Raw genomic sequence first — 21,091 nt, 5'->3', positions numbered from 1 at the left:
ATGCTCCTTCATACTACTTCTATGACATCATTTGCGAACCCATTTAGCTTTTCGAAGAGCGAAGGAGCTGGATCAACGCGGATTTCCTTCAGCTGCATCAAGACGTTGAGCGACTCTTTGCTCAACTCCAATAATACTGGCGCCTTGCCAGGGTGTCTCTTCAATTCGCGATATAAGTCCCTGACCAACGGCTCCTGGCACCGTTCCAAGTTTACGCGCAACTTCACCAGCGGAGTGAGTTCTCTCTCGGCCCTTTCCAATGGGAGGACGTCCTCGGCTATCATAGAGAGTTCTGATCGCTCTCTGGGCTTCCCAACAGCTATCACTACCCTTCCGGCTGAAGCTATTTCCTTAATTTGTTGCCACAAGCGAGGGAAGCATACGACCTCGGCCTTCACCTCCCCATCCTCTATCTCTAAGATTCCCATCGGATCCCCCTTCTTGGTGTAGCGCTCTCTTGCGCCAACGATAACTCCTCCCACTGTGGCCATGACCTCGCCAGATCTCCAATAAGGGAGATCCGCCAAATTGCATGTGATGTACGGCCTTACACGGCTTTCGTATCCTTCGAAGGGATGCCCCGAGATATAAAGGCCGAGGGCCGACTTCTCGAACTCCAATCTCTCATAAAACCCGAAGTCCTCCACATCGGGAAGCTTCGGTTCCTCGACATCCTCGACAAAGGCAAGGAGCGACTGTTGGCCACCTTCAAGGCCACGTCGCGAAGCGGATTCCAGAAAACCGGGCAGGGCTTCGAGCATGGCACGCCTGTTCCCGTGAAGAGAATCGAAGGCACCAGCCTTTATGAGGTTTTCGATGACAGCCCTATTGACTGTCCTGAGGTCCACTTTGGTCATGAAATCCCAAAGGGACGTGAAGGTTCCTTTCCCCTCGCGCGCTCGGAGGATGGCCTGAACTGCGCTTGAGCCGACCTTAGCTACAGCGTTGAGGCCAAAGCGAATCACGTCACCTACCACAGTGAATGAAGCGCCTGACTCGTTCACGTCCGGAGGGAGGACGTCGACGCCTGCATTGCGAACGTCTCGAACATAACGCCCCAATTTATCCATGCGGGAACCTATATGACTCGATAGGAAAGCGGCCAGGAATTCGGCTCTATAATTAGCCTTCAGATAAGCTGTTTGATAGCTGATCAAAGCATATGCAGCACTGTGGGATTTGTTGAAACCGTAACCGGCAAAAACCTCTATAATGTCAAATAACTCTTCGGCTTTTTTGCGATCGATCCCGCGTCCTACGCATCCGCTCACAAAGCGCTCCCGCTGCATCTCCATCTCGCTCGCCTTTTTCTTGCCCATGGCGCGCCGCAATATGTCCGCCTCGCCCAGAGAAAAACCTGCCGCTCTGGCGGCTATCTCCATAACCTGCTCTTGGTACAGTATAACGCCGTAGGTTTCCCTTAATACTTCTTCAAGCTCTGGAAGCGGATATTCCACCGGCGTTCTGCCGTGCTTGCGTTCTACGTATTGATCTACCATGCCACTACCCAGGGGGCCAGGACGATACAGCGCAAGGACGGCTACGAGGTCTTCGAAGCAATCAGGGTGCAGCTTCTTCAGAAGTTGTACCATGCCGCTCGATTCCAACTGAAAGACGCCCATCGTGTCTCCCTCCTGGAGCAGCTCGTAAGTAGCCGCATCGTCCAAAGGGAGATCGTCCAAAGACGGAACTTCCTTTCCGTTGGCTGCGATGTTGGCCAAGGTATCTTCGATCATAGAAAGCGTACGAAGACCCAAAAAGTCCATTTTGACCAAGCCAAGCCTCTCGATCGGCTCCATCGAAAACTGCGTCACGAGCTGGTTGTCACCTATGCGCTTTATGGGGACGATCTCTACCAGCGGTTCCGGGGAGATGACCACTCCTGCGGCATGCTGAGAGCAGTGCCTGGCGAGCCCTTCAATATGGCTGGCTATATCGAGCAGCCTCTTTACCTCAGGTCGCTCTTCGTAAAGCTTCTTGAGATCTGCCGATAACTCCATGGCGTTGGCGATGTCGTGGGCATGCATGGGGATCAGCTTGGCGACCCGGTCTACCTCGCCATAAGACATGTTCAGAGCTCTGCCCACATCGCGCACAGCCGCCCTGCTCTTCATGCGGTCGAAGGTGATTATCTGGGCTACTCTATCTCGGCCATACCTTTCCACTACATAATTTATAACCTCATCGCGCCTCTTGTCGGATATGTCGGTATCGATATCGGGCAGCGTCACCCGTTCGGGGTTCAAGAAGCGCTCAAAGAGCAGATTGTAGCGCAGCGGATCCAGCTCGGTTATGCGCAAAGCGTACGCGACAAGGGATCCAGCCGCAGAACCTCGGCCAGGCCCTACTGGAATGCCCCTCTCCTTCGCAGCGCCTATGAACTCCGCCACGATCAGGAAATAACCGGCAAAACCCATGCGTTTTATCACCGAGAGCTCATATTCGAGGCGGTCGACATAATGCTTTGGAACAGGGTTGCCCTTGAAGCGGGCTGTCAATCCCTGACGGGCTGCTATTTCCAGCGCTTCTTCCACCGTTTGCCCGTTTGGCAGGTTGACCTTGGGCAGGCGATATTTGCCGAATTCGAACGCCACATGGCATCGTTCCTGTACTTCCAATGTGTTATTCAAAGCCTCAGGCACTTCGCTTCCTAACAAATTCCACATCTCTTCAGGCGAGCGCAAATAGAAGTCCTTGCATCCGAACTTGTACCTGTTGGGATCGTCGACAGTGCTGTTGGTTTGTACGCAGAGGAGCACCTCGTGCCAGTCTGCATCCTCTGCCCTGAGATAGTGTGCATCGTTGGTGGCGATGAGGGGTATGCCCGTGCTGCGGGACATCTCTACCAGGGCTGTGTTGGCAATGGCCTGCTCGGGCAGAGAGTTAGGCATGATCTCGAGGAAGAAATTGCCCTTCCCCAATATTTCGTTATACAGTGCCGCCTTTTCTGTGGCTTCTTTTTTCTTCCCCTCCAGGATCAGAGAGGGAACCTCACCAGCAATACAGGCCGAAGAGCCAATCAGCCCCTTGGCGTAGCGGGAGAGGAGCTCGTAATCTATGCGCGGTTTATAATAAAAACCATCTGTATTGGCTATGGAGACCAACTTCACCAGGTTACGATATCCCTCTTGATTCTCCGCTAACAAAAGGAGGTGGTAGTTGCGTTCCTTGCCTTCTCTGCGCGTGTGACCCTGGGGTTCGACATACACCTCGCATCCTATTATCGGCTTTAAGCCCAGCGCCGTGCATTGCTCATAAAACTCTACCGCCCCAAAGAGCACGCCGTGATCCGTGATGGCAACCGCCGGCGATCCCCAATCTGCCACCTGGCGTGCCAGTTCGTCTAATCTTATGGCGCCGTCGAGCAAACTATATTCCGAGTGAACATGGAGGTGAACAAAGGGTTTATTCAACGTTAACCTCTCCTCCTTCCAATCCTCTTATCTCCTCTTCCTCTTCTGTCTTTTTGACGAGAAGAATCTCGCCGTCAAACCAGCTCAAGATTTGCTGAATCTGTCTTTGTCCGTCGGGTTGCTCAAGTCTATGCTTCTCGCGCGGCGGACGACCTTTCAAGGCTTCCGGCATGGCGAAGGTTGGCGCCAGCAGAGTAACACTGCTCACTTCCTTTGCGGGCGAGCTTGGAGATAAAGGAAGATCGGGAGCAAGCGCTACCCCTTGCCCCTTCCATCGCAATTCCACCGATTCGGCGTTCAATTCTTCCTTGCAGAGGGAAATCAGTTGTCCAGCACAGCGCGCCGCTGCAGCCGCATGAAAGTCAAAGGGGTGGTCATCGGGGAAGGAGATGATGACTGCCCCCAAAGCCAGTCCTACTTCCGCAGATAGCATGGCGCAATACAAGGGAAAGTTGTCCGTCGAAAGGCGCTCCATGACCCTTTGCCAGCCGGCAGTTGCATCCTTCACACTGGCGCTTGCAAGAGGAAGAGAGGACTCTTGATCCTCAGTCTCTTCGGTTTCCCGACCCCCTGCGACACTTAACTTTAATGTATCAGAAAACAAATCGAGGAAGATGCCTAAAAACACGTCGTCCCTAAGGCCCATGCGTACCTTGGGCATGATATTAGCGCAAAAGCGCATGGCAGTGCGCAAAAAGGCTGAATCCCACATAGGGGCTTCGTCCAGCAGGAAGCGCATTTCTTCTTCGGACAACTCAAGCCCCGCTAAGGCTGCGTCGCCCCACTCGTGGGTTATCCAGAGGTCCCTAAAGAGAAGAAAAAGCCCTTCGGAAAGCTTCTCGAGAGAGAGGCCCTTATTCAACATTTCTTTAAACTTCTTGAGCGCCGAGATCGGCCTATCCCGCAAGGACATGACCAGCTGTTCCAGCTCAAAGCGACTGCCTCCCCCTAAAAGATCGTTTATGACCTCTACCGTAAGATCTCCCTCGCCCAAGGCTACCGCCTGTTCCAAAAAAGAGAGGGCATCGCGAAGTGAGCCGTCTGCCTGACGCGCCATTTCCCACAATGCCTCTTCCTCTACGGATATGTCCTCAGAGACGCAGACTTGCCGCAGGCGCTCCACCATAAGAGAAGCAGAGATACGTTGAAACGGCAGATGCTGACATCTCGAACGTATCGTAACCGGCACCTTATGAGGCGCAGTCGTGGCGAGGGTGAAGACCACATGAGCCGGAGGTTCTTCGAGCGTCTTCAGGAGAGCATTAAATGCAGCCTCCGTAAGCATGTGGACCTCATCGATGATATACACCTTATACCGTGAAGAGAAGGGCGAGAGGGCCACATGGCTTTTCAGCTCCCTCACCTCGTCAATGCCGCGGTTGGAGGCACCGTCTATCTCCATCACGTCCAGATTTTCTCCCCTCGCTATGGACTGGCATGAAGGGCACGCATTGCAGGGCTCGGCGTCATCGCTTAAGCGCTCACAGTTGAGCGCCTTCGCCAGCAGGCGGGCCATCGTAGTCTTTCCAGAACCCCTCGGACCGGATAACAGATAAGCATGGCTCACCTTTTTGCGCCTCAAAGTATTCTTCAAAACCTTCACTACGCTATCCTGTCCCACTACCTCTGAAAAACGTTGCGGGCGGTATTTTCTGTATAAAGCTATATACATGAACGAAGGCCTTCCTCTCTCAAGGCTTTGTCTTCTATTTTATAGCAGCTGCGGATGAAAAGCGGCAGGTTCACTTCAAATAGTTCGCGATGGGATGCTGCGCGCGGCTTCGCTGAAGGGCCTCCACAAGAGAGTTCCTGAAATCTTCTAAGGAAGGCATTCCCGGTAATAATTCATCTTCGCTTGCCACGAGATCTCGACCCACCTTGAGATGAGAAACGCCTTCCAGTTGAATGACCTGGACGTCATATGGTTGCGTCTCAAGCTGAAGCGCCCGGTTCAGTCGAGAGGCCGTCTCGTCTAATAGCGCCTTTGCTTCTGGATTTTGAGGTCCCTTCCAGACTGGGAAATTATCGATCGTCATTATATACTCGCTGCCTTCGGCACGCACTTGAACGCGCAGAAGATGGAGGGCTTCCTTTCTTCTAATGGGCCACCCTTTGCTCCTCAAAAAGTCGATCAGATACGCTACGCGCTCGCTTACTCTGGGGTGATCCAGATAAATGCCGGGATCGAAGTAAGGGCGCTTCCACTCTTCAGCCTCTAATCTCTCAAGAGTGGTGACGACGGCAATAGGAGGATAACCCCTCTCAGCTAACAAAGTAGCTGCGCCAAGGTCGGCCTCCCGTTCCAAGTCCCTGCTGTAGGCGTTCATTATGGCCACTTGAGCTACGTTGCCCAAGACCAGCGCTGCTATCTCTCCCCCACCTGCAATCGCTACACCCAAAGCGAGGAGGCTCAGCCGCTGATTTCTGGCTACCTGAATCATGACGTGGCGATTCTCGGCGTGAACCAGTTCATGAGCTATAACGCCAGCCAGTTCGGCATCGCTCTTCACGAAATCGAGCATGCCCGACGTTACATAGATTATGCCCCCGGGCAGGGAAAAGGCATTGGGTGAGTCTTCTTTTATTATCCTCACTTCATACGGGAGGTCCCTTTGCAGAGAAGGCATGAATCGTTGCAAAATCATGGCTACGCGCGCTTCAAGTCTTGGATCAGCGATCCGTTCCCACTGCCGCTCTATTTGAGTAGCTACTTTCTGTCCCAGTGCTATTTCCTTAGCTAATTCCTTGTCCGTCTCAGCAAAAGCTACTATCGCGGGCAATAGGACGCACAACAAAACTAACGAAACCGCAGAGATCGAAATAGCTAACCGGAGGCTCCGTCGTGTTTTATATAGCCACGAAAAGCCTGGCGGCCCTTTTGCAAAGTTAAAAGCTTTTGGCGCAATTCCCCCACTTGACCTTCTAAACGTAACTGGATCTCCCTTTCGCGTTCAAGCAATCTGGACACGAGATTGCGAATCTCTTCGACTTTCTTTACTATCTGACGATAACCTTCCTCTCCCAACCTCTGAGCCAGAGCGTTCCAAAACGATATGCTTTCTCTTCCGTCTTTAATACCCATAGCCGAGGCCACTTCTGCCCATAGCCCTTGCAGCATCTCTTGCTCGGAGATGATGCGCTGCTTGCGCCTCAAAACATCCATCAACCCTTCAACATCTGAAAGATCCACGCAACGCTCCTCTTCGTCGAGGAGGGAATTAAGATCAATATACAGCTTCAGTTCCTTTAGGGCAAGCTCTCGGATTTTTTCCTCGTCAACCTGCAACGTTCAACCCTCCGGTAGGGATTTGCCGCACTTTGGAACTTGCAGCTTCGCGAACCTCCCCTTTTTCTTTCCGCAATATTTCTATCGCTTTTTCCCAAGAAAGCCGCAGCTCTTCGAGCATGCCGCGAACTGTTTTGACTTTGTTTGAGTCAAGATAGATATTGGCTTCGACAAGCTGTTCATGCATAAAGCTATAGAGCGAAAGCAACGTCTTTGCCAGCTTTTCATCCGCCTCTACATTCAGCGTTACCATCAGCTCTCTGATGACACGCTGGGCCCTTTGGAGATGAGTGTTGGCTGATTCGCGATCTTTCTTAGAAATAGCTTCCTCTGCAACCGCACAAGAACGAATGCCGATGTCGTACGTCAAAAGCAAAAGTTTCTCTTTCGATGCTGTCATTATCTGGTTTTGTAGGTAAATTTCTTGGGCCGAGGCGTGCGCACTACCGCCCATTTATATCCCCTCCCCCTTTTCTTAGTTTCGGTAACAAGGCGAGGGAAAATTACCCCCTTCGATCATTTCCACAAGACGCTTGCCGTAATCCCAGAGTTGACGCGCCACGATACGATAAAGCTCCTCATCCCCTCCGTAAGGATCGATCACCTCGTAATCCTTGTACAAGAAGGGATGGGGCAAATCCTCATGGCATTGAGACTCCTGTATTTTAATCTGCCGTTTGGGATCTACAAGTGCTCCGTAAAGATAGACGCGATCGACATGAGCGGGAAAGAGCCGTTTTATCTGCTCTACCTGGCTTACGGTCATTGCAACGATCAAACTCGCTGCTGCCAGATCTGACTCTGTGAGTTGAGCTGCCCTGTGAGAGCTGATGTCTATGCCGTATTCCTCAAGCAATATTTTGACCGCCAGATCGCTCGGCGGCGCTCCATCTTCCGCCATTAAGCCTCGCGATGACGCGCTCCACAAATTGGCGAGCCCTTTCTCTTCCAACAAAAATCGCACTATACCAGCTGCCATCGGGCTTCTACAGGTATTGCCGGTACAGACGAACAAAACCTCAGGCATCGTTCTTACCTTCGCTCATGAGGTGCTGCAGCAGATCTGCGCGGTTTATCATGCCCACCAACGTGCCATCTTGGACCACAGGGGCACGTTTGATATTGTTCTTTATCAGGATCATGGCTACATGAAAGTCGCTGTCGTTTTCGGTGAAGGCGATGACCTTCTTAGTCATATACTTCTTTACGGCCTCACGGCTAACCCTTCTCAGCCTAAAGCGGAATTGTCCAAGGTCCGGAATGAATGTCGGATCTTGCAGCAATTCGAAATACCCCGGCAGAGCGGCCCTCACTATATCTTTTTCACTCAAGATGCCCACGACTTTGCCATCGGAATCCACCACTGGCGCGCTGGAGATGCGATGTATGGACAAAACCTCGATGGCCTCAGCTAAAGAGGTGTCCTCTGTCAAAGCCGTAAGATCTCGATCAATCAGTTCCTCTATAACCATTGCCGTCACTCCTAATCCAACTTTTCGAGGCGAACCTGCGAAATGAGCGATTTCACCCTGTCTATGCCTCCAATGCCATGACCGGGGTGTGCGATCTCCTCCCAAAGGCAAGCCATGGCGAAGCGAACGGTCATCTCCGTATCCATGCCCTCTTTGTGCGCCACAATGAGGCCGGCCATCAAAGCGTCTCCGGCTCCTATCATAGAAACCGCCTGATCGACATCGGTCTCTGCCACATATATGCCATTGGGGGTATAAAATATATTGCCGAGACCATTGCGCGTAGCACACGCCGTGATCGCCCATCCCACGCCTTGAGCGTGAATCTGCGAAATGCGCTCTACGAGCTTATCCACGGAATCGATCGGATATCCCAGCGTAACCGATATAAAGCGATGGTCGATCCGAACGGCCGTGGGCACAAGTTCGAGGGCTGCGGAAAGCGGCGGCCCGGCGGCATCCAAGAAGACCGGCACCCCGACTGTTTTCGCCTTCTCGACCAGCGTGCGATAGTAATCCTGAGGAACGCCCGGAGGGAGAGAACCCCCTATAGCGACCAAACTGGCCCGCTTGAGCATGCGATCGTAATTTATGGTAAATCGAGAGAGCGCTTCTTCCGATATATAAGGTCCCATGGCAGCTATGCCGGTTTCCATATGCCCTACAGGATCCACAATATATACGTTCGTCCGCGTCTCGCCCTTTACATGAACGAAATTGGTGGAAATCCGCATCCTCCGCATGGCATCCCTTATATACTCGCCATTAAACCCCGCCAAAAAACCCATAGCGACGGAATCGTAATTGAGCTGCTTGAGGATCACAGAGACGTTGATGCCTTTACCCCCAGGCAGCTGCCTTACGCTCGACGCGCGAAACCAACCGCCCAAGTGAAACTCTGGCACCATGTACTCTTCATCCACAGCCGGGTTCAGAGTTACCGTAACTATCAACCGTCCCACCTCAATCCTCTAAAAGAGCGAAGATACATCTTCAAGAGTTTTAACAGGCCTCATTTCCTTAGCTTTTCCACCCTCCAATACGATGATAACGGGCAGTTCGTCTATCCCGAGTCTATCTTTAATCTTCGCATTTTTATAGGCGTCAACTAAAATCACTTCTTTTTTGTTCTCAGCGCTCCACTGCTCAACATCCGCAGCCAATTTAACTTGAGGCTCATCGATGGCAGAATAAAAGAGCGCCGCTACGTGATCCCGCCCGAAGAGCAGCTTCTGCCAGTAAAGCTGTTGAGATATATAAGAATATGCTGCCATGGCAGCAGTGGCTCCGTCTCCAGCAGCAGTGACGGCTTGTCTCAAATATTTATGACGCACGTCACCGGCTGCGAAAACCCCCTCTGCCGATGTCTCCATCGCCTCATTTGTGATGATCCATCCTTCTTTAGTCTCGACCAGATCTTTGACGGCTTCAGAACTCGGGATGAGACCCACGAAGACGAAAACACCTGCAACCGGCAATTCCCATGACGACCCAGCCTTGAGATCCTTGACGACGACCCCTTCGACCATGTCTCCACCTTTTATCTCTTGCACGACGCAGTTCCATAAGACCTCTATTTTAGGGTTTGAGAGTGCCCTTTGAATCGCTGCCTTGTCGGCGCGAAAGCTATCCCTGCGATGTATTATATAGACCTTCGAGGCGAATCTGGTCAGGTAATCGGCCTCTTCCACGGCCGTATTGCCTCCGCCAACTACCGCCACAGGCACATCCTTAAAGAATGGCCCGTCGCAGACTGCGCAGAAACTTACCCCTCGGCCCGAAAACTCTACCTCTCCGGGGACCCCGAGCTTGCGAAAGGTGGCGCCACTGGCTACGATCACGGCTTCCGCTTCGATCTCTCCCTTCGAAGTGAGCACTACCTTGGCCCCATTTCGGGACTCTATTTTGCTCACCTCAGATTCCCTGAACTCAGGCCCAAACTCTTCTGCATGTTTCCTGATAGATTCGGCCAACTCTCCGCCGGATACGCGCCTCAAGCCTGGCCAATTGTCCACGTCAACAGTGAGCGTTATTTGGCCCCCGACCACTCCCTTTTCCAGCAACAACACATCAAGGCCGGCGCGCCTGGCATAAATAGCTGCCGTGAGGCCTGCTGGTCCGGCTCCTACGATAACGAGCTCGCGTTTTTCCATTTCGTTCAATCCTCCCATCTAAAGATCGGCCTTGCGCCACAAGCACACCCTGGGGATGCCGCCGTAGTCGCTCATGCAGTCGACGAACTCCAGAACCCCAGCACCAATTTCCATCAAGGCATCCGCCTGTTCCTTATCGCCTACCTCAACGACCAGAAAACCGCCTCTTCGCAAAAACCGCGACGATGCTCTCAACAAAGGCCTGTAAGCGACGAGCCCGTCTTCCCCACCATCCAGTGCCTCTTTCGGTTCATAAAGGGAAACCTCGGGCATGAGGCCTTTTAGCTTTCCGGTAGGGATATAGGGAGGATTGCTCACGATCAGCTCCAAAGAAGCATCGTCTAATTGCAAGTGAAGCGGATCGCTCTCACAGCATAGCGCTATCCTATCGATTAATCCATAGCGGAGAAGGTTTTGCCGCGCAAAGGCCAACGCACGAGAACTGACATCGGCAGCAATACCGCGGGCCGACGGCCTTTCCGTAGCTATTGCTGCAGCTATGCACCCGCTTCCCGTGCCCCAATCTAAAAAGAGCCCCTCCTCAAAACAGGAAAGGGCCACTTCGACCAAAAACTCAGTCTCCGGACGCGGCACAAGGCAACCAGGCCCAACAGCTAACGGCATTCCCCAAAACTCCCATTCTCCCAACACATACGCGAGCGGCTCGCGATTCGCCCTTCGTCTGGCCAGCGCGATCAACCTCTCCGCCTGATGTGACGACAGGGAGTATTCCGAGTTTAGAAAGAGGCGATCTCTCTTCCAACCCAACTCGTGGCACAACAGTAGATCCGCTTCAAATGCAGCGTTGTCTATTGCGCCATCTCGTAATAATGTCGTCAGGGAACGCCTAATTTCCGCTACTGTCACCAAAGGGTTAAGCCTCTAACCGCTTGAGCCTCTCCGACTGGTCGGCCATTACGAGGGCCTCGATCAGCTCATCGAGGTCTCCGTCTAAAATTTGGTCCAGTTTATAGAGCGTAAGCCCTATGCGATGATCGGTAACGCGATTTTGAGGGTAATTATAGGTCCGTATCCGCTCGGACCGCTCGGCCGTGCCGATCTGACCCTTCCGTTCGGCGGCAAGCTCGTCCTCCTGCTTTTTCGTTTCCATCTCGTAGAGTTTCGCCCTCAGAAGCTGCATGGCTTTTACTCTATTTTTGAGCTGGGATCGCTCATCCTGGCAAGTCACGACGATGCCTGTCGGCAAATGCGTTATCCGAACGGCGGAGTCTGTCATGTTCACGTATTGTCCGCCTGCACCGCTGGCACGGAAGGTGTCAATCTTCAAATCGTCCGGATCTATGTGGACATCCACTTCTTCCGCCTCCGGCAGAACCGCAACAGTGGCGGTCGATGTATGGATGCGACCGCTCGCTTCGGTCACAGGAACGCGTTGAACGCGATGCACGCCGCTTTCATATTTGAGCAAGCTATACGCGCCTTCTCCTTCGATACGAAATATGACCTCTTTGAAACCTTTAAGGCCCGTCTCACTCGAGCTGAGCATCTCCGTAGTCCATCCTTTGCGCTCAGCGTAGCGCATATACATGCGGAACAACACAGCCGCGAAGAGGCTAGCCTCCTCGCCGCCTGCGCCTGCCCGTATCTCCACTATGACGTTTCTATCGTCGTTCGGATCCTTGGGAAGCAAGAGGAGCTTGATCTGTGCCTCCAACTCCTCAAGTTGGGGCTCCAGAGTACGAAGCTCCTCGTGCGCCAACTGACGCATCTCCTCGTCACTCTCGGACTCGAGAATTTCGCGTGCTTGGCGCAATTTAGAGGCAACCTCTTTGTATTCCCTATACTTGCTCACCACATGGCCGAGCTCTGCATATCGCCTGGCCAGTTTGGATACCTCAAGCGGATTAGAAGCCACGCTGGGATCGCTCAAGCGCTCCTCAAGGTCGCGGTAGTTTTTTTCCACCTCATTCAGTTTGTCTTCCAAATCCATCGTCGTCTACTCTCCCGCATATACCAAGCTTCATTCTTCACTCAACAGCGCTTCTATATCCCCATGCGCGTAGGGGCGACCACAAGGAAGCGCTTCAGGACATTTGCCATAAAGCAGGCAAGGTGGGCCGGCTAACTCAAACAGAAGCGGCGCCACCTCTCTGACCAAAACGAGCATTTTCCTGGCCACTTCTCTGATCTCCCACTGCGCCCTGCGGCACAGCCTGAGCTCGAAGAAGTGAAGGAGCTCCCTTGCATTCATCGTCACTACCATGCGGGTCTCCCACGCCTGGGGAAGCACAAAGCGGGCATCTTCTTTAGGGATCCCCATCTCGACCAGCTCCCTGTAAAGGACACTGGAACGGGACATATGCTCCTCAAAAACGCTGCGAGCTGCTTCCGAATCTCTTATAGACAAAGGCATGACATATTGTGCTTCCCTCATGGACACGTAGCGTTGGCTCTGCTGGCTGAAGCTTGCGATGCGGTGGCGAACCAGCTGGTGAGAACACGTGCGACTGATCCCTCCCAAGGCGAAAGAAAAGGAGGCGTGCTCAAAAGGGGACAGATGTCCACTCTGCCGCAGTTGGCAGATAAGCTTTTTCTCCTCCTCCACCCCCATCCCCTCGAGGAGGTTCGAGGCAGAGGAGGAACTATAACACAACCGCGCAGCCGCAGCCACCAGCTTATCCGGTTCAGGCGTATGACTTAACAACGATACACAGCTATTCCCTTGCGCTGCCCTCTTCTGCATCTTTCTTCTGACCGTAGTCTATGCCAGCATATTTCTTCTGGAACTTCTCCACTTGCCCGGCCTCGGCCATACGGCCTCGCTTTCCCGTATAAAATGGATGACATTCAGAGCAAACGGAAACCCTTATCTCCGGCAACGTAGACCTTGTCTCAAAGGTGTTGCCGCAAGCGCATACGACTGTGCAGCGATCGTATTTGGGATGAATATCCTTTTTCAAGAGCGTCACCTCCTTCATATATGCATTATACCCAAGCCGCTTCGCTCGTGATGAGCCATCGCATGATAAGCCGCGTCGCCGACGACTGCCACAGCCAACCAACCGTCATTTCTAACTATAGCGAGTTTAACGCCTACGCTGGATTCCAAGAGGCTCATCGCCATAAAACTGCCGATAGCCTCCGCGGTAGCGTGCATTAAGGCATGCATCTCTCCGCTGCTCTTGCTCACAACCCCCCCGTTCAAAGCAGCGCCCACCACCGCCCTCGTCAGCTTATGCGGGACCTCTCCGGCCAACCCCCCTACCTCTGTAGCCACAGAGCGCCACCCCATAGCCGCTATTTGATCCTTGCACTCCTCCTCTGCTTCCGGAGAGGTGGTGGAGGCCAAAAGCAAGGCCACTCGCCCAACTTGACTCTCGTCGCCAATGTGAAAGGTGAGAGAAATTTTGCCCAGCTCTCTGTTCTCTTTTAACCCACTCGGTTTCTCCTCAGGCGGCAGATCCTTTTGCTCATCGTCCTCGGCCTCGGCCCTCTCGCGCCTCCAAAACATGCCATACTCCCTCCTCTTTATATATCGAGGCTTGTCCTTCAAATCCTCTATGTGTGCACCTTTGTGTTTTTATTTTAACATAAGGATCCCCGAGGCGATGGGGTTTCGCTAAAACGGCACAAATGGCGTCGTGCTCAAAGGGATCCTCAGCAATGCGACGTGGACACAATATCGGCAATCGCACGCTCTGGTCGGTAAAGATAGATCTCGTGCAAACAAGACAGCCGATTGACGACACGGCGACAAAGATGTATATAAAAAGTGCATCGGGGGAGTCGAATAAAACCGACTGAGAGGAGGTAGCCAACCTCGACCCCTGGAACCTGATCCGGGTCATACCGGCGCAGGGAAGGTGCACCCTCTCGACAAATCCTTCCTACCGCCGACATGCCCGGCACAAAGGGAGGTCGGCAATATCTTAAAAGTGACTCATCTATCCAAAAGTTTCGCAGACTTATCGGTCTTTAAGGATCTGAATTTGGAGGTTCCGCGCGGCGCTTTCTGCGCCCTCGTCGGCCCTTCTGGTTGCGGCAAAAGCACGTTTTTCGACGTGCTCATGGGGGTGCTGTCCATGGATTCCGGAGAGATATCTTGGGGCGGTCAAACCGTAAACGACCTCAAGCATGTTGCCGCCTATATGCAGCAAAAGGACCTGCTCCTTCCATGGCTTTCTCTCGAAGAAAATGCGCTCCTTCCCATGAAGATTCTCAAGAGGCAAAAAGAAGATGACCGCAAAACCGTCAGGGACCTCTTTGCGCGCTTCGGCCTGTCCGGCTTCGAAAACTATCTGCCGCATCAGGTTTCGGGCGGAATGCGCCAGAGAACCGCATTGGTGAGGACGCTCGCGTTCGATAGGGAATTGGCCCTCCTCGACGAGCCGCTCTCCGCCCTCGACGCATTGACGAGGAGCATACTCCAGGGAGAGCTCTTGAACCTGCAACTCGAGTTCGGGAAAACCGTCTTGATGATCACCCACGACGTCGAAGAGGCTCTCCTTCTGGCCGACGACGTCGTCATCCTTTCGTCCTCTCCAATGAGGCCTCTCGAGCACATCCACATCACCTCGCCGAAGCCGCGCAGACCCTCTGATCCGGAGATAGGACGCTACAAAGAGGTTGTGCTCTCTGAGCTGAAGAGGGAGTTGACAGTTGCACAATAGATCAGCAGCATTCGTTCCGCTCTGTGCGTTTTTCATAGTCTGGGAAGTGGGATGCCGTCTCTTCAACGTTCAGCCCTTCATACTACCTCCGCCATCGCGCGTCTTCGCAGTTTCCTTTTTACAGGCGTCAATCTTGTTCACTCATGCCATGACCACGGCAGCCGAGATCCTCCTCGGGTTAGCGTTGGCTTTAGCTGTGGCTGTGCCGCTTGCTATTTCCATGTTTTATCACAAGATTGTAGAACGTGCTCTTTCCCCGCTGCTTGTGGCCTCTCAGGCTATCCCAGTCTTTGCCCTCGCACCGCTCCTCATAGTATGGCTCGGTTACGGCGTCACGAGCAAGGTGGTGATGGCAGCGGTGATTATATTCTTCCCAATCACTGTATCGCTCTTGGAGGGTTTCAAAAATTGCGATAAAGACTACGAACTGCTCTTCGATTTGATGGACGCCTCCTTCTGGCAGAAGCTGCGGTTGCTCCACTGGCCGTGGGCATTGCCGTCATTCTTCGCCGGGTTAAAGATGGCGGTCGCCGTAGCCACCATAGGCGCCGTCATAGGGGAGTGGGTAGGGGCCCAAAGGGGGCTGGGCTATCTCATGATTCAGATGAACGCCAGACTTCGGGCTGATATGGTCTTCGCATCGATCCTTTGGCTCACGCTGATAGGCATGGGCTTATGGGGACTGGTGGGGTTGGTGGAGAATAAGGTGCTCTACTGGAAGAAGGAGGGTTAAAAAGATGAAAAAATTGGTCGCGATCTTGTCTGTGATCTTCGCCATAGCAGCTCCTGCGAGCGCAAAAGAAGTGCGCTTGATGCTCGATTGGTTTCCCAACGTGGATCACCTCCCCCTTTATGTGGCTCGCGAAAGGGGATATTTCGCAGGCGAAGAATTGGAAGTGGAGTTTTTATCCCCCTCAGATACGTCAGACCCGCTGAAACTCGCAGCAGCGAAAGCGGTGGAGCTCGGCATATCTTATCAACCCCAGACGATAGTGGCAGCATCGGAGGGAATACCGATCAAGGTCGCCGGACGCCTCATAGGGCATCCGCTGACCACCTTGCTATACCTTGAAGATAGAGGGATTAAAAAGCCGAAAGACCTCGAGGGCAAAAAGATAGGATATACGGTGCCAAGCGTAATGGACGTGCTCACGGAGGCTTTCGCTAAGATAAACGGCATCTCGCGATATCAGCTCATCCACGTGGGATTTACCATAGTCCAATCGCTCGTCTCGGGCAAGGTGGATGCTGTCTCTGGAGGTTACAGGAACTACGAGTTCGTAGAATTAAGGCAAGAAGGATACAAGCCTGCCTTTTTCGCCTTCGAAGAACATGGCATACCCGAGTTCGACGAGTTAGTGATGGTGACCAGCGCTGAATACGCTGCTCAAAACGAGGAGGCCCTGCACAGCTTTAGGCGTGCCATCCAAAGGGCCATAGACGACGTTAGGCGCGACCCCGAAGAGGCGCTTTCTCTTTACTTTAAAGCCCTTCCTGAGGCACCAAAGGAGCTTGAACGGGAGGTCTTTATACTAACGCTTCCGCTTTACGCGCAGAGCCAACTGCTTGACATCGCGAGATGGCAGCGCTTTGCCGATTTCGCCTCAGAATTCGGGCTGATAAAGAGCCCGATCGACGTGAATAAACTTTTATGGAGTGGGGGTGTAACTAAATGAACCGCGAGGCGATACGAAAGCTCGCACTGGCCGGGGTGCTCGCAGCGACGGCCGTGTTGCTTTCCGGCATATCTTTTCCTATAGGCCCTACGCGTTGTTACCCCTTTCAGCATACGGTAAATGCCGTGGCGGGCGTACTTTTGGGACCGTGGTGGGCGGCCGGGGCAGCGCTCGTAGCCAGCGTTATTAGAAATGCGATGGGCACGGGCACGATCTTCGCCTTCCCCGGAAGCCTGCCCGGAGCGCTCGTGGTGGGTTTTGCATCTCGTCTGCCCATTTTCGGCAAAGGACGCCGACACTGGGCTACTCTCCTCGAGCCGCTCGGCACCGGGCCTATCGGCGCGAGCCTTTCCGCTTACTTGATAGGACCTGCAGCCGGAAAAGTTGCAGGCTTCGGCTTTTTGCTCTCCGCATTCCTTGCGAGCAGCATACCAGGAGCGTGCCTAGGTTTTGTATTGCTATGGGCAATGAGGCGCATCAAAGGTTATTAGCGCAAACTCCGTTAGTCGGCGATATGCGCAACCTTTCAAGTGGTCTGCGAGTTGGCCTATATCTCCTCGGTAGCCTCGTCATCATCGGTGGCAAGCCATCTACCCCAATCGAAACCGATGATGCCGCTTGCCACGTAAAGCGAGACGGCAGCGAGCGGCATGGCGTTGCGAAAGATCACAAAGAGGATTACGAGCAGGATCGCCAAGGCCGATGTCTTTGTTTTGCTCAAGTTCCTCGCGTGAAGCATCTTGAAGTTGCTGTAGCGGAGGTTCGATATCATCAAGCCTCCCGTGCAAAAGACAATCGCCGCTGCTGCTAAAGGAGGAAGAGCATAACCAGCCACTACAAAAGCTGCAAGGAAGGTCCCAGCTGCAGGTATAGGAAGCCCTTGAAAGGCCGAGCAAAAAGACGTGACATTAAAGCGAGCCAAACGCAAAGCGCCGCACAAGACGTAAAAGGCGATGACGAGCGCCCCTACGACCCCCCAAAACCCCTTCATATATGCGGAATAAAATATCATGGCAGGGACGACGCCGAAACTCACCACGTCAGCCAGGCTGTCCAGCTCAACCCCGAAAGAGCTGCTCCCTCCTAAGGTGCGGGCGACTTTGCCATCCATGAAGTCAAAAATACCCGCCACCGGAACGAGCCAAGCGGCGGGCAAGATATGACCATGCCAGGCCAACACCAAAGAAAGGACGCCCGTCAATATATTGCCACTCGTGATCATGTTGGGCAAAATTTGCTTAAAAGTTATGTACTTGCGTCGTTTCTTGCGCTTTCTGCTCATTATCCATCACCCCAATCGGCGTTTCCCCCGCCATAACTTTTGCTCCAACTCCGACCAATGGCCTCACACCTTCAGGCAAATACACATCTACCTTAGAACCCAATTTTATCATACCAAAAGGCTCACCCCGCTCCAATCTGTCTCCCTCTTTCACCCTGCAAGCTATCCGCCTCGCCAAAATGCCGGCGATCTGGACCAACTGCGCTACTCCCGAGGGGGTATCGATCAAAAGGTAGAGGCGCTCGTTCTCCTCCGAAACCTTAGGAGCAAAAGCAAACCACTTTTTGCCCGGCACATATCTCGTCGAGATCACTCGCCCGGAGAAGGGGGCCCTGTTTACGTGGACGTCGAAGATCGACATAAATATTCCCACCTTCGTCGCTTCCCCCAAACCTTGACAGAACTCTCTTTCCACCTCGACGACCTTCCCATCTGCGGGACTTACCCATAGGGCGGGATCGGACGGCGGGTTGCGATCCGGGTCGCGGTAAAACCATGCCACTAAGAGCGCGAAAACGGCAATTGCCACACATATTGGCAGGCTCACAAACCAACTCGCCATAGCGAGGAGCGCCAAAATGCCTATGCCTTTGCGCCCTTCAGATGCTATTCGCATCCTCAATCCCCTTCGGCGACATTCTCATGGATGACTGACACATCGGCTACGACGTCTCCCTCGTCTAAGCGGACTAAAATATAACCTGTAGCAGACCGGCTCATCACCGGCATGCCGTTGATGGGTAGCCTGATGATGCGCCCCTTGCCGGTGACCACAAAGACCTCGTCTTGCATTCCAACTCCCCACGACCCAACCAGCGAGCCAGTGCGGCTTGTGAGCCTCATGGCGCGGACGCCCATTCCGCCGCGATGATGACGGGAAAATTCGTCATATTCCACCAGCTTGCCCACGCCCAGCTCGGATATTAAAAACATCCTTCTGCCGGTCCTTACGACGTCGCACCCGACGACTATATCTCCTTCGGCGAGGCGCATAGCCCTAACTCCGCGCGCTGCCCTGCCCTGGGGAGGGATTTCTCTCTCGTCGATTCTGAGCGCTTGTCCCGAGGCCGTCACCAAGACCAACTCGTCCTCGCCAGAGGTAAAACGGACGCGAGCGATAGCATCGCCATCTTCAAATCCCATTACCCTACGACCTACGCTGGTAAGGTCTTCGAGCTCGGAGACAGGAAGCCTTTTCGCTTTTCCGAGCTTAGTGGCGAAGAATACAAATTTAGCCCTCTCTGTACAACTGTCGCCGAGGGTAACGATCTCTTCGTTCTCCCCCAGAGATAGGAAACGGCTCACGTTTTTCCCCTTGCCACTCTTTACTTCTGGGATAACATATCCGCGGATCGCAAAGACTCGCCCTTCGCTCGTAAAGAAATATACGTTGCGGTGTGTGGTTGTGACGATGAGCCTCGCTATCTCGTCTTCGCTCGAGAGGTTTACGCCCTTTACGCCTTTCCCCCCCCTCCCCTGCGAACGATAATCGCCAAGGGGCATCCTGCGCAAGTAACCGTCACGTGAAAGGACCACTACGATTTCAGACTCGGGGATCAGCTCTTCCTCGGCAAGGATTTCTAATGAGTCCGAAATTTCCGTGCGACGACTATCGGAATAGCGATTCTTTAATCCAACAAGTTCATCTCTAACTACACTATCAAGCAGTTTAGGTGAAGTTAATATTGCGTTATATCGGCTTATATCCTGGAGAAGACTTGCCAGCTCTTCCTCCAATTTATGCCTCTCCAAATTGGTGAGGCGCTGGAGGCGCATGTCCAGTATAGCCTTAGCCTGCGCCTGGGTGAACTCGAACTCCTGGACCAGGCCGGCTTCGGCACTTCTGGTATCCTTCGATGACCGAATCAGCGCGATGACCCGATCAATCATATCCAGCGCACGAACCAGCCCTTCGACCAGATGAGCTCTCTCTTCAGCTTTCTTGAGACGAAAGGCGGTGCGCCTTCTTACCACAGACCTGCGGTGTTCCACAAACACTCGGAGTAGCTCGAGAAGCGGGAGCACAACCGGTTTTGCGTCCACGAGGGCCAGATTTATGACGCCAAAGGTGGTCTGAAGCTGAGTATGGGTATAAAGCTGGCGAAGTGTCAAATCAGGATCGACATCGCGCTGCAGCTCAATGACGATCCTGAGCCCCCTGCGGTCCGACTCGTCCCTTATGTCGGTCACGCCGTTGATGCGCCCTTCTTTCGCCTCTCGGGCAATCGTCTCCACGAGGCTAGCTTTGTTGACCATGTACGGGATCTCGGTGATGACGACGGCCTTTCTGCCTCGTCCCGATTCTTCCTCGTGCGCCTTGCCCCTGACGATGATCTTTCCCCTTCCGGTCTTGTAGGCATCTACGATGCCTTCCCTCCCCATGATAATGCCGCCCGTGGGGAAGTCCGGCCCCGGCAGGACGCTTAAGATCTCGTCGAGCTCCACATTACCGTCCTTCTCGACAAAAAGGCACAGGGCATCGATCACTTCGCCGAGGTTATGAGGCGGGATATTCGTGGCCATACCGACGGCTATGCCAGAAGAGCCGTTCAACAGCAGATTGGGCAGAAGCGCCGGCAGCACGAGAGGCTCGCGGAGCGATTCGTCAAAGTTGGGGCCCCAATCTACGGTGTCTTCGTCTATATCAGCCAGCATCTCTTCCCCGAGAGAAGAGAGCCTGGCCTCCGAGTAGCGCATGGCAGCCGGCGGGTCGCCGTCTATGGAGCCGAAGTTCCCCTGTCCATCGATCAGAGGATAGCGCATGGAGAAATCTTGAGCCATACGGGCCAGCGCATCGTATATGGCCGCATCGCCGTGAGGGTGGTATTTGCCCATCGTCTCTCCAACTATGCGCGCCGATTTCTTATACGGCTGGTTGGAGCGCAGCCCCAGCTCGAGCATGCTGTAGAGTATTCTCCTCTGAACCGGCTTGAGGCCGTCGCGGGCGTCCGGTATTGCGCGCCCTACTATGACGCTCATAGCATAGTCGAGATAGCTCTGTTTTATCTCTTCTTCCAAAGTCAAAGGAAGGACCTTCCCAAGTCCTCCACTTTCTTCTGCCATTTCAAAACCTCCGCACGTTTTCAATCGTAAGGCGACGGACCTTCCGTCGCCTTACGAGATCTTGTCTGTTATTTTAACACAAACCCAGCGCGCGGCTTGTAGCATCCTTGATGGA

The 21,091-nt window shown here is 53.5% G+C and carries 21 protein-coding genes and 1 riboswitch; of the genes, 4 read left to right on the top strand and 17 right to left on the bottom strand.

What is annotated here, in order from left to right:
• Positions 1-8: 8 nt before the first annotated feature.
• The 14 genes from dnaE to EZM41_RS03275 all read right to left on the bottom strand — a co-directional run bounded on the left by dnaE (position 9) and on the right by EZM41_RS03275 (position 13,796).
• Positions 9-3,413: a DNA polymerase III subunit alpha gene (dnaE, locus tag EZM41_RS03340; RefSeq protein WP_198469507.1), complete on the bottom strand. Its 3,405-nt coding sequence runs from the start codon at positions 3,411-3,413 to the stop codon at positions 9-11.
• Positions 3,406-5,085: a DNA polymerase III subunit gamma/tau gene (dnaX, locus tag EZM41_RS03335; RefSeq protein WP_198469505.1), complete on the bottom strand. Its 1,680-nt coding sequence runs from the start codon at positions 5,083-5,085 to the stop codon at positions 3,406-3,408. The genes dnaE and dnaX overlap by 8 nt, the downstream gene beginning before the upstream one ends.
• Before the next feature lie 70 nt (positions 5,086-5,155).
• Positions 5,156-6,193, bottom strand: a complete 1,038-nt coding sequence (locus tag EZM41_RS03330) for a M48 family metalloprotease (protein ID WP_198469504.1) — start codon at positions 6,191-6,193, stop codon at positions 5,156-5,158.
• Positions 6,194-6,237: 44 nt separating this feature from the next.
• On the bottom strand, positions 6,238-6,699 hold the full coding sequence (locus EZM41_RS03325) for a flagellar biosynthesis protein FlgN (protein ID WP_198469502.1): 462 nt from the start codon (positions 6,697-6,699) through the stop codon (positions 6,238-6,240).
• Positions 6,689-7,153, bottom strand: coding sequence for a flagellar export chaperone FliS (gene fliS, locus EZM41_RS03320; RefSeq protein WP_198469500.1), 465 nt, complete (start codon positions 7,151-7,153; stop codon positions 6,689-6,691). The genes EZM41_RS03325 and fliS overlap by 11 nt, the downstream gene beginning before the upstream one ends.
• Positions 7,154-7,174: 21 nt before the next feature.
• The gene (locus EZM41_RS03315) at positions 7,175-7,726 is read right to left on the bottom strand and encodes a low molecular weight protein arginine phosphatase (RefSeq protein ID WP_198469498.1); all 552 of its coding nucleotides are present in this window, start codon (positions 7,724-7,726) and stop codon (positions 7,175-7,177) included.
• Positions 7,719-8,171, bottom strand: coding sequence for a CBS domain-containing protein (locus tag EZM41_RS03310; protein ID WP_198469496.1), 453 nt, complete (start codon positions 8,169-8,171; stop codon positions 7,719-7,721). The genes EZM41_RS03315 and EZM41_RS03310 overlap by 8 nt, the downstream gene beginning before the upstream one ends.
• Positions 8,172-8,182: 11 nt before the next feature.
• Positions 8,183-9,133 (bottom strand): 1-phosphofructokinase family hexose kinase, encoded by a 951-nt coding sequence (locus EZM41_RS03305; RefSeq protein WP_342449219.1) that lies wholly within the window; start codon positions 9,131-9,133, stop codon positions 8,183-8,185.
• 9 nt (positions 9,134-9,142) lie between these two features.
• Positions 9,143-10,324: a thioredoxin-disulfide reductase gene (trxB, locus tag EZM41_RS03300; protein ID WP_198469489.1), complete on the bottom strand. Its 1,182-nt coding sequence runs from the start codon at positions 10,322-10,324 to the stop codon at positions 9,143-9,145.
• Positions 10,325-10,342: 18 nt separating this feature from the next.
• Positions 10,343-11,191, bottom strand: a complete 849-nt coding sequence (gene prmC, locus EZM41_RS03295; RefSeq protein WP_342449221.1) for a peptide chain release factor N(5)-glutamine methyltransferase — start codon at positions 11,189-11,191, stop codon at positions 10,343-10,345.
• 7 nt (positions 11,192-11,198) lie between these two features.
• Positions 11,199-12,275 (bottom strand): peptide chain release factor 1, encoded by a 1,077-nt coding sequence (prfA, locus tag EZM41_RS03290; protein WP_198469485.1) that lies wholly within the window; start codon positions 12,273-12,275, stop codon positions 11,199-11,201.
• 30 nt (positions 12,276-12,305) lie between these two features.
• The gene (gene thyX / locus EZM41_RS03285; RefSeq protein ID WP_198469483.1) at positions 12,306-13,028 is read right to left on the bottom strand and encodes an FAD-dependent thymidylate synthase; all 723 of its coding nucleotides are present in this window, start codon (positions 13,026-13,028) and stop codon (positions 12,306-12,308) included.
• The gene (rpmE, locus tag EZM41_RS03280) at positions 13,000-13,245 is read right to left on the bottom strand and encodes a 50S ribosomal protein L31 (protein ID WP_198469481.1); all 246 of its coding nucleotides are present in this window, start codon (positions 13,243-13,245) and stop codon (positions 13,000-13,002) included. The genes thyX and rpmE overlap by 29 nt, the downstream gene beginning before the upstream one ends.
• Positions 13,246-13,259: 14 nt before the next feature.
• Positions 13,260-13,796, bottom strand: coding sequence for a HutP family protein (locus EZM41_RS03275; RefSeq protein ID WP_198469479.1), 537 nt, complete (start codon positions 13,794-13,796; stop codon positions 13,260-13,262).
• Between the two features lie 258 nt (positions 13,797-14,054).
• A riboswitch (TPP riboswitch) is annotated at positions 14,055-14,164 on the top strand.
• Here EZM41_RS03275 and EZM41_RS03270 point away from each other — a divergent pair.
• The 4 genes from EZM41_RS03270 (at position 14,149) to thiW (ending at position 17,122) form a co-directional block, all read left to right on the top strand.
• Entirely contained in the window at positions 14,149-14,955 is an 807-nt protein-coding gene (locus EZM41_RS03270) for an ABC transporter ATP-binding protein (protein ID WP_342449218.1), read from the top strand. Its footprint overlaps the riboswitch before it by 16 nt.
• Positions 14,945-15,688, top strand: a complete 744-nt coding sequence (locus EZM41_RS03265) for an ABC transporter permease (RefSeq protein ID WP_198469477.1) — start codon at positions 14,945-14,947, stop codon at positions 15,686-15,688. The genes EZM41_RS03270 and EZM41_RS03265 overlap by 11 nt, the downstream gene beginning before the upstream one ends.
• Positions 15,689-15,692: 4 nt before the next feature.
• Positions 15,693-16,631, top strand: coding sequence for an ABC transporter substrate-binding protein (locus tag EZM41_RS03260; RefSeq protein ID WP_198469475.1), 939 nt, complete (start codon positions 15,693-15,695; stop codon positions 16,629-16,631).
• Positions 16,628-17,122 (top strand): energy coupling factor transporter S component ThiW, encoded by a 495-nt coding sequence (gene thiW, locus EZM41_RS03255; RefSeq protein ID WP_198469473.1) that lies wholly within the window; start codon positions 16,628-16,630, stop codon positions 17,120-17,122. Before EZM41_RS03260 ends, thiW begins: the two co-directional genes overlap by 4 nt.
• 56 nt (positions 17,123-17,178) lie before the next feature.
• On the opposite strand, the gene pssA is transcribed toward thiW, so the two are convergent.
• From pssA to gyrA, 3 genes are read right to left on the bottom strand one after another with little or no spacing between them, the layout of a single operon-like run.
• A complete protein-coding gene (pssA, locus tag EZM41_RS03250; protein ID WP_198469471.1) occupies positions 17,179-17,913 on the bottom strand; it encodes a CDP-diacylglycerol--serine O-phosphatidyltransferase in 735 nt (244 codons plus the stop codon).
• The gene (locus tag EZM41_RS03245) at positions 17,870-18,529 is read right to left on the bottom strand and encodes a phosphatidylserine decarboxylase (protein WP_198469469.1); all 660 of its coding nucleotides are present in this window, start codon (positions 18,527-18,529) and stop codon (positions 17,870-17,872) included. The genes pssA and EZM41_RS03245 overlap by 44 nt, the downstream gene beginning before the upstream one ends.
• A gap of 2 nt (positions 18,530-18,531) precedes the next feature.
• Positions 18,532-20,976, bottom strand: coding sequence for a DNA gyrase subunit A (gene gyrA / locus EZM41_RS03240; RefSeq protein WP_198469467.1), 2,445 nt, complete (start codon positions 20,974-20,976; stop codon positions 18,532-18,534).
• Between the last annotated feature and the right edge of the window lie 115 nt (positions 20,977-21,091).

Source organism: Acetomicrobium sp. S15 = DSM 107314, assembly GCF_016125955.1.
Lineage (GTDB): Bacteria > Synergistota > Synergistia > Synergistales > Thermosynergistaceae > Thermosynergistes > Thermosynergistes pyruvativorans.
Note: the sequence above shows the minus strand (reverse complement) of the source record. Positions and strands in the feature narration are given on the sequence as shown.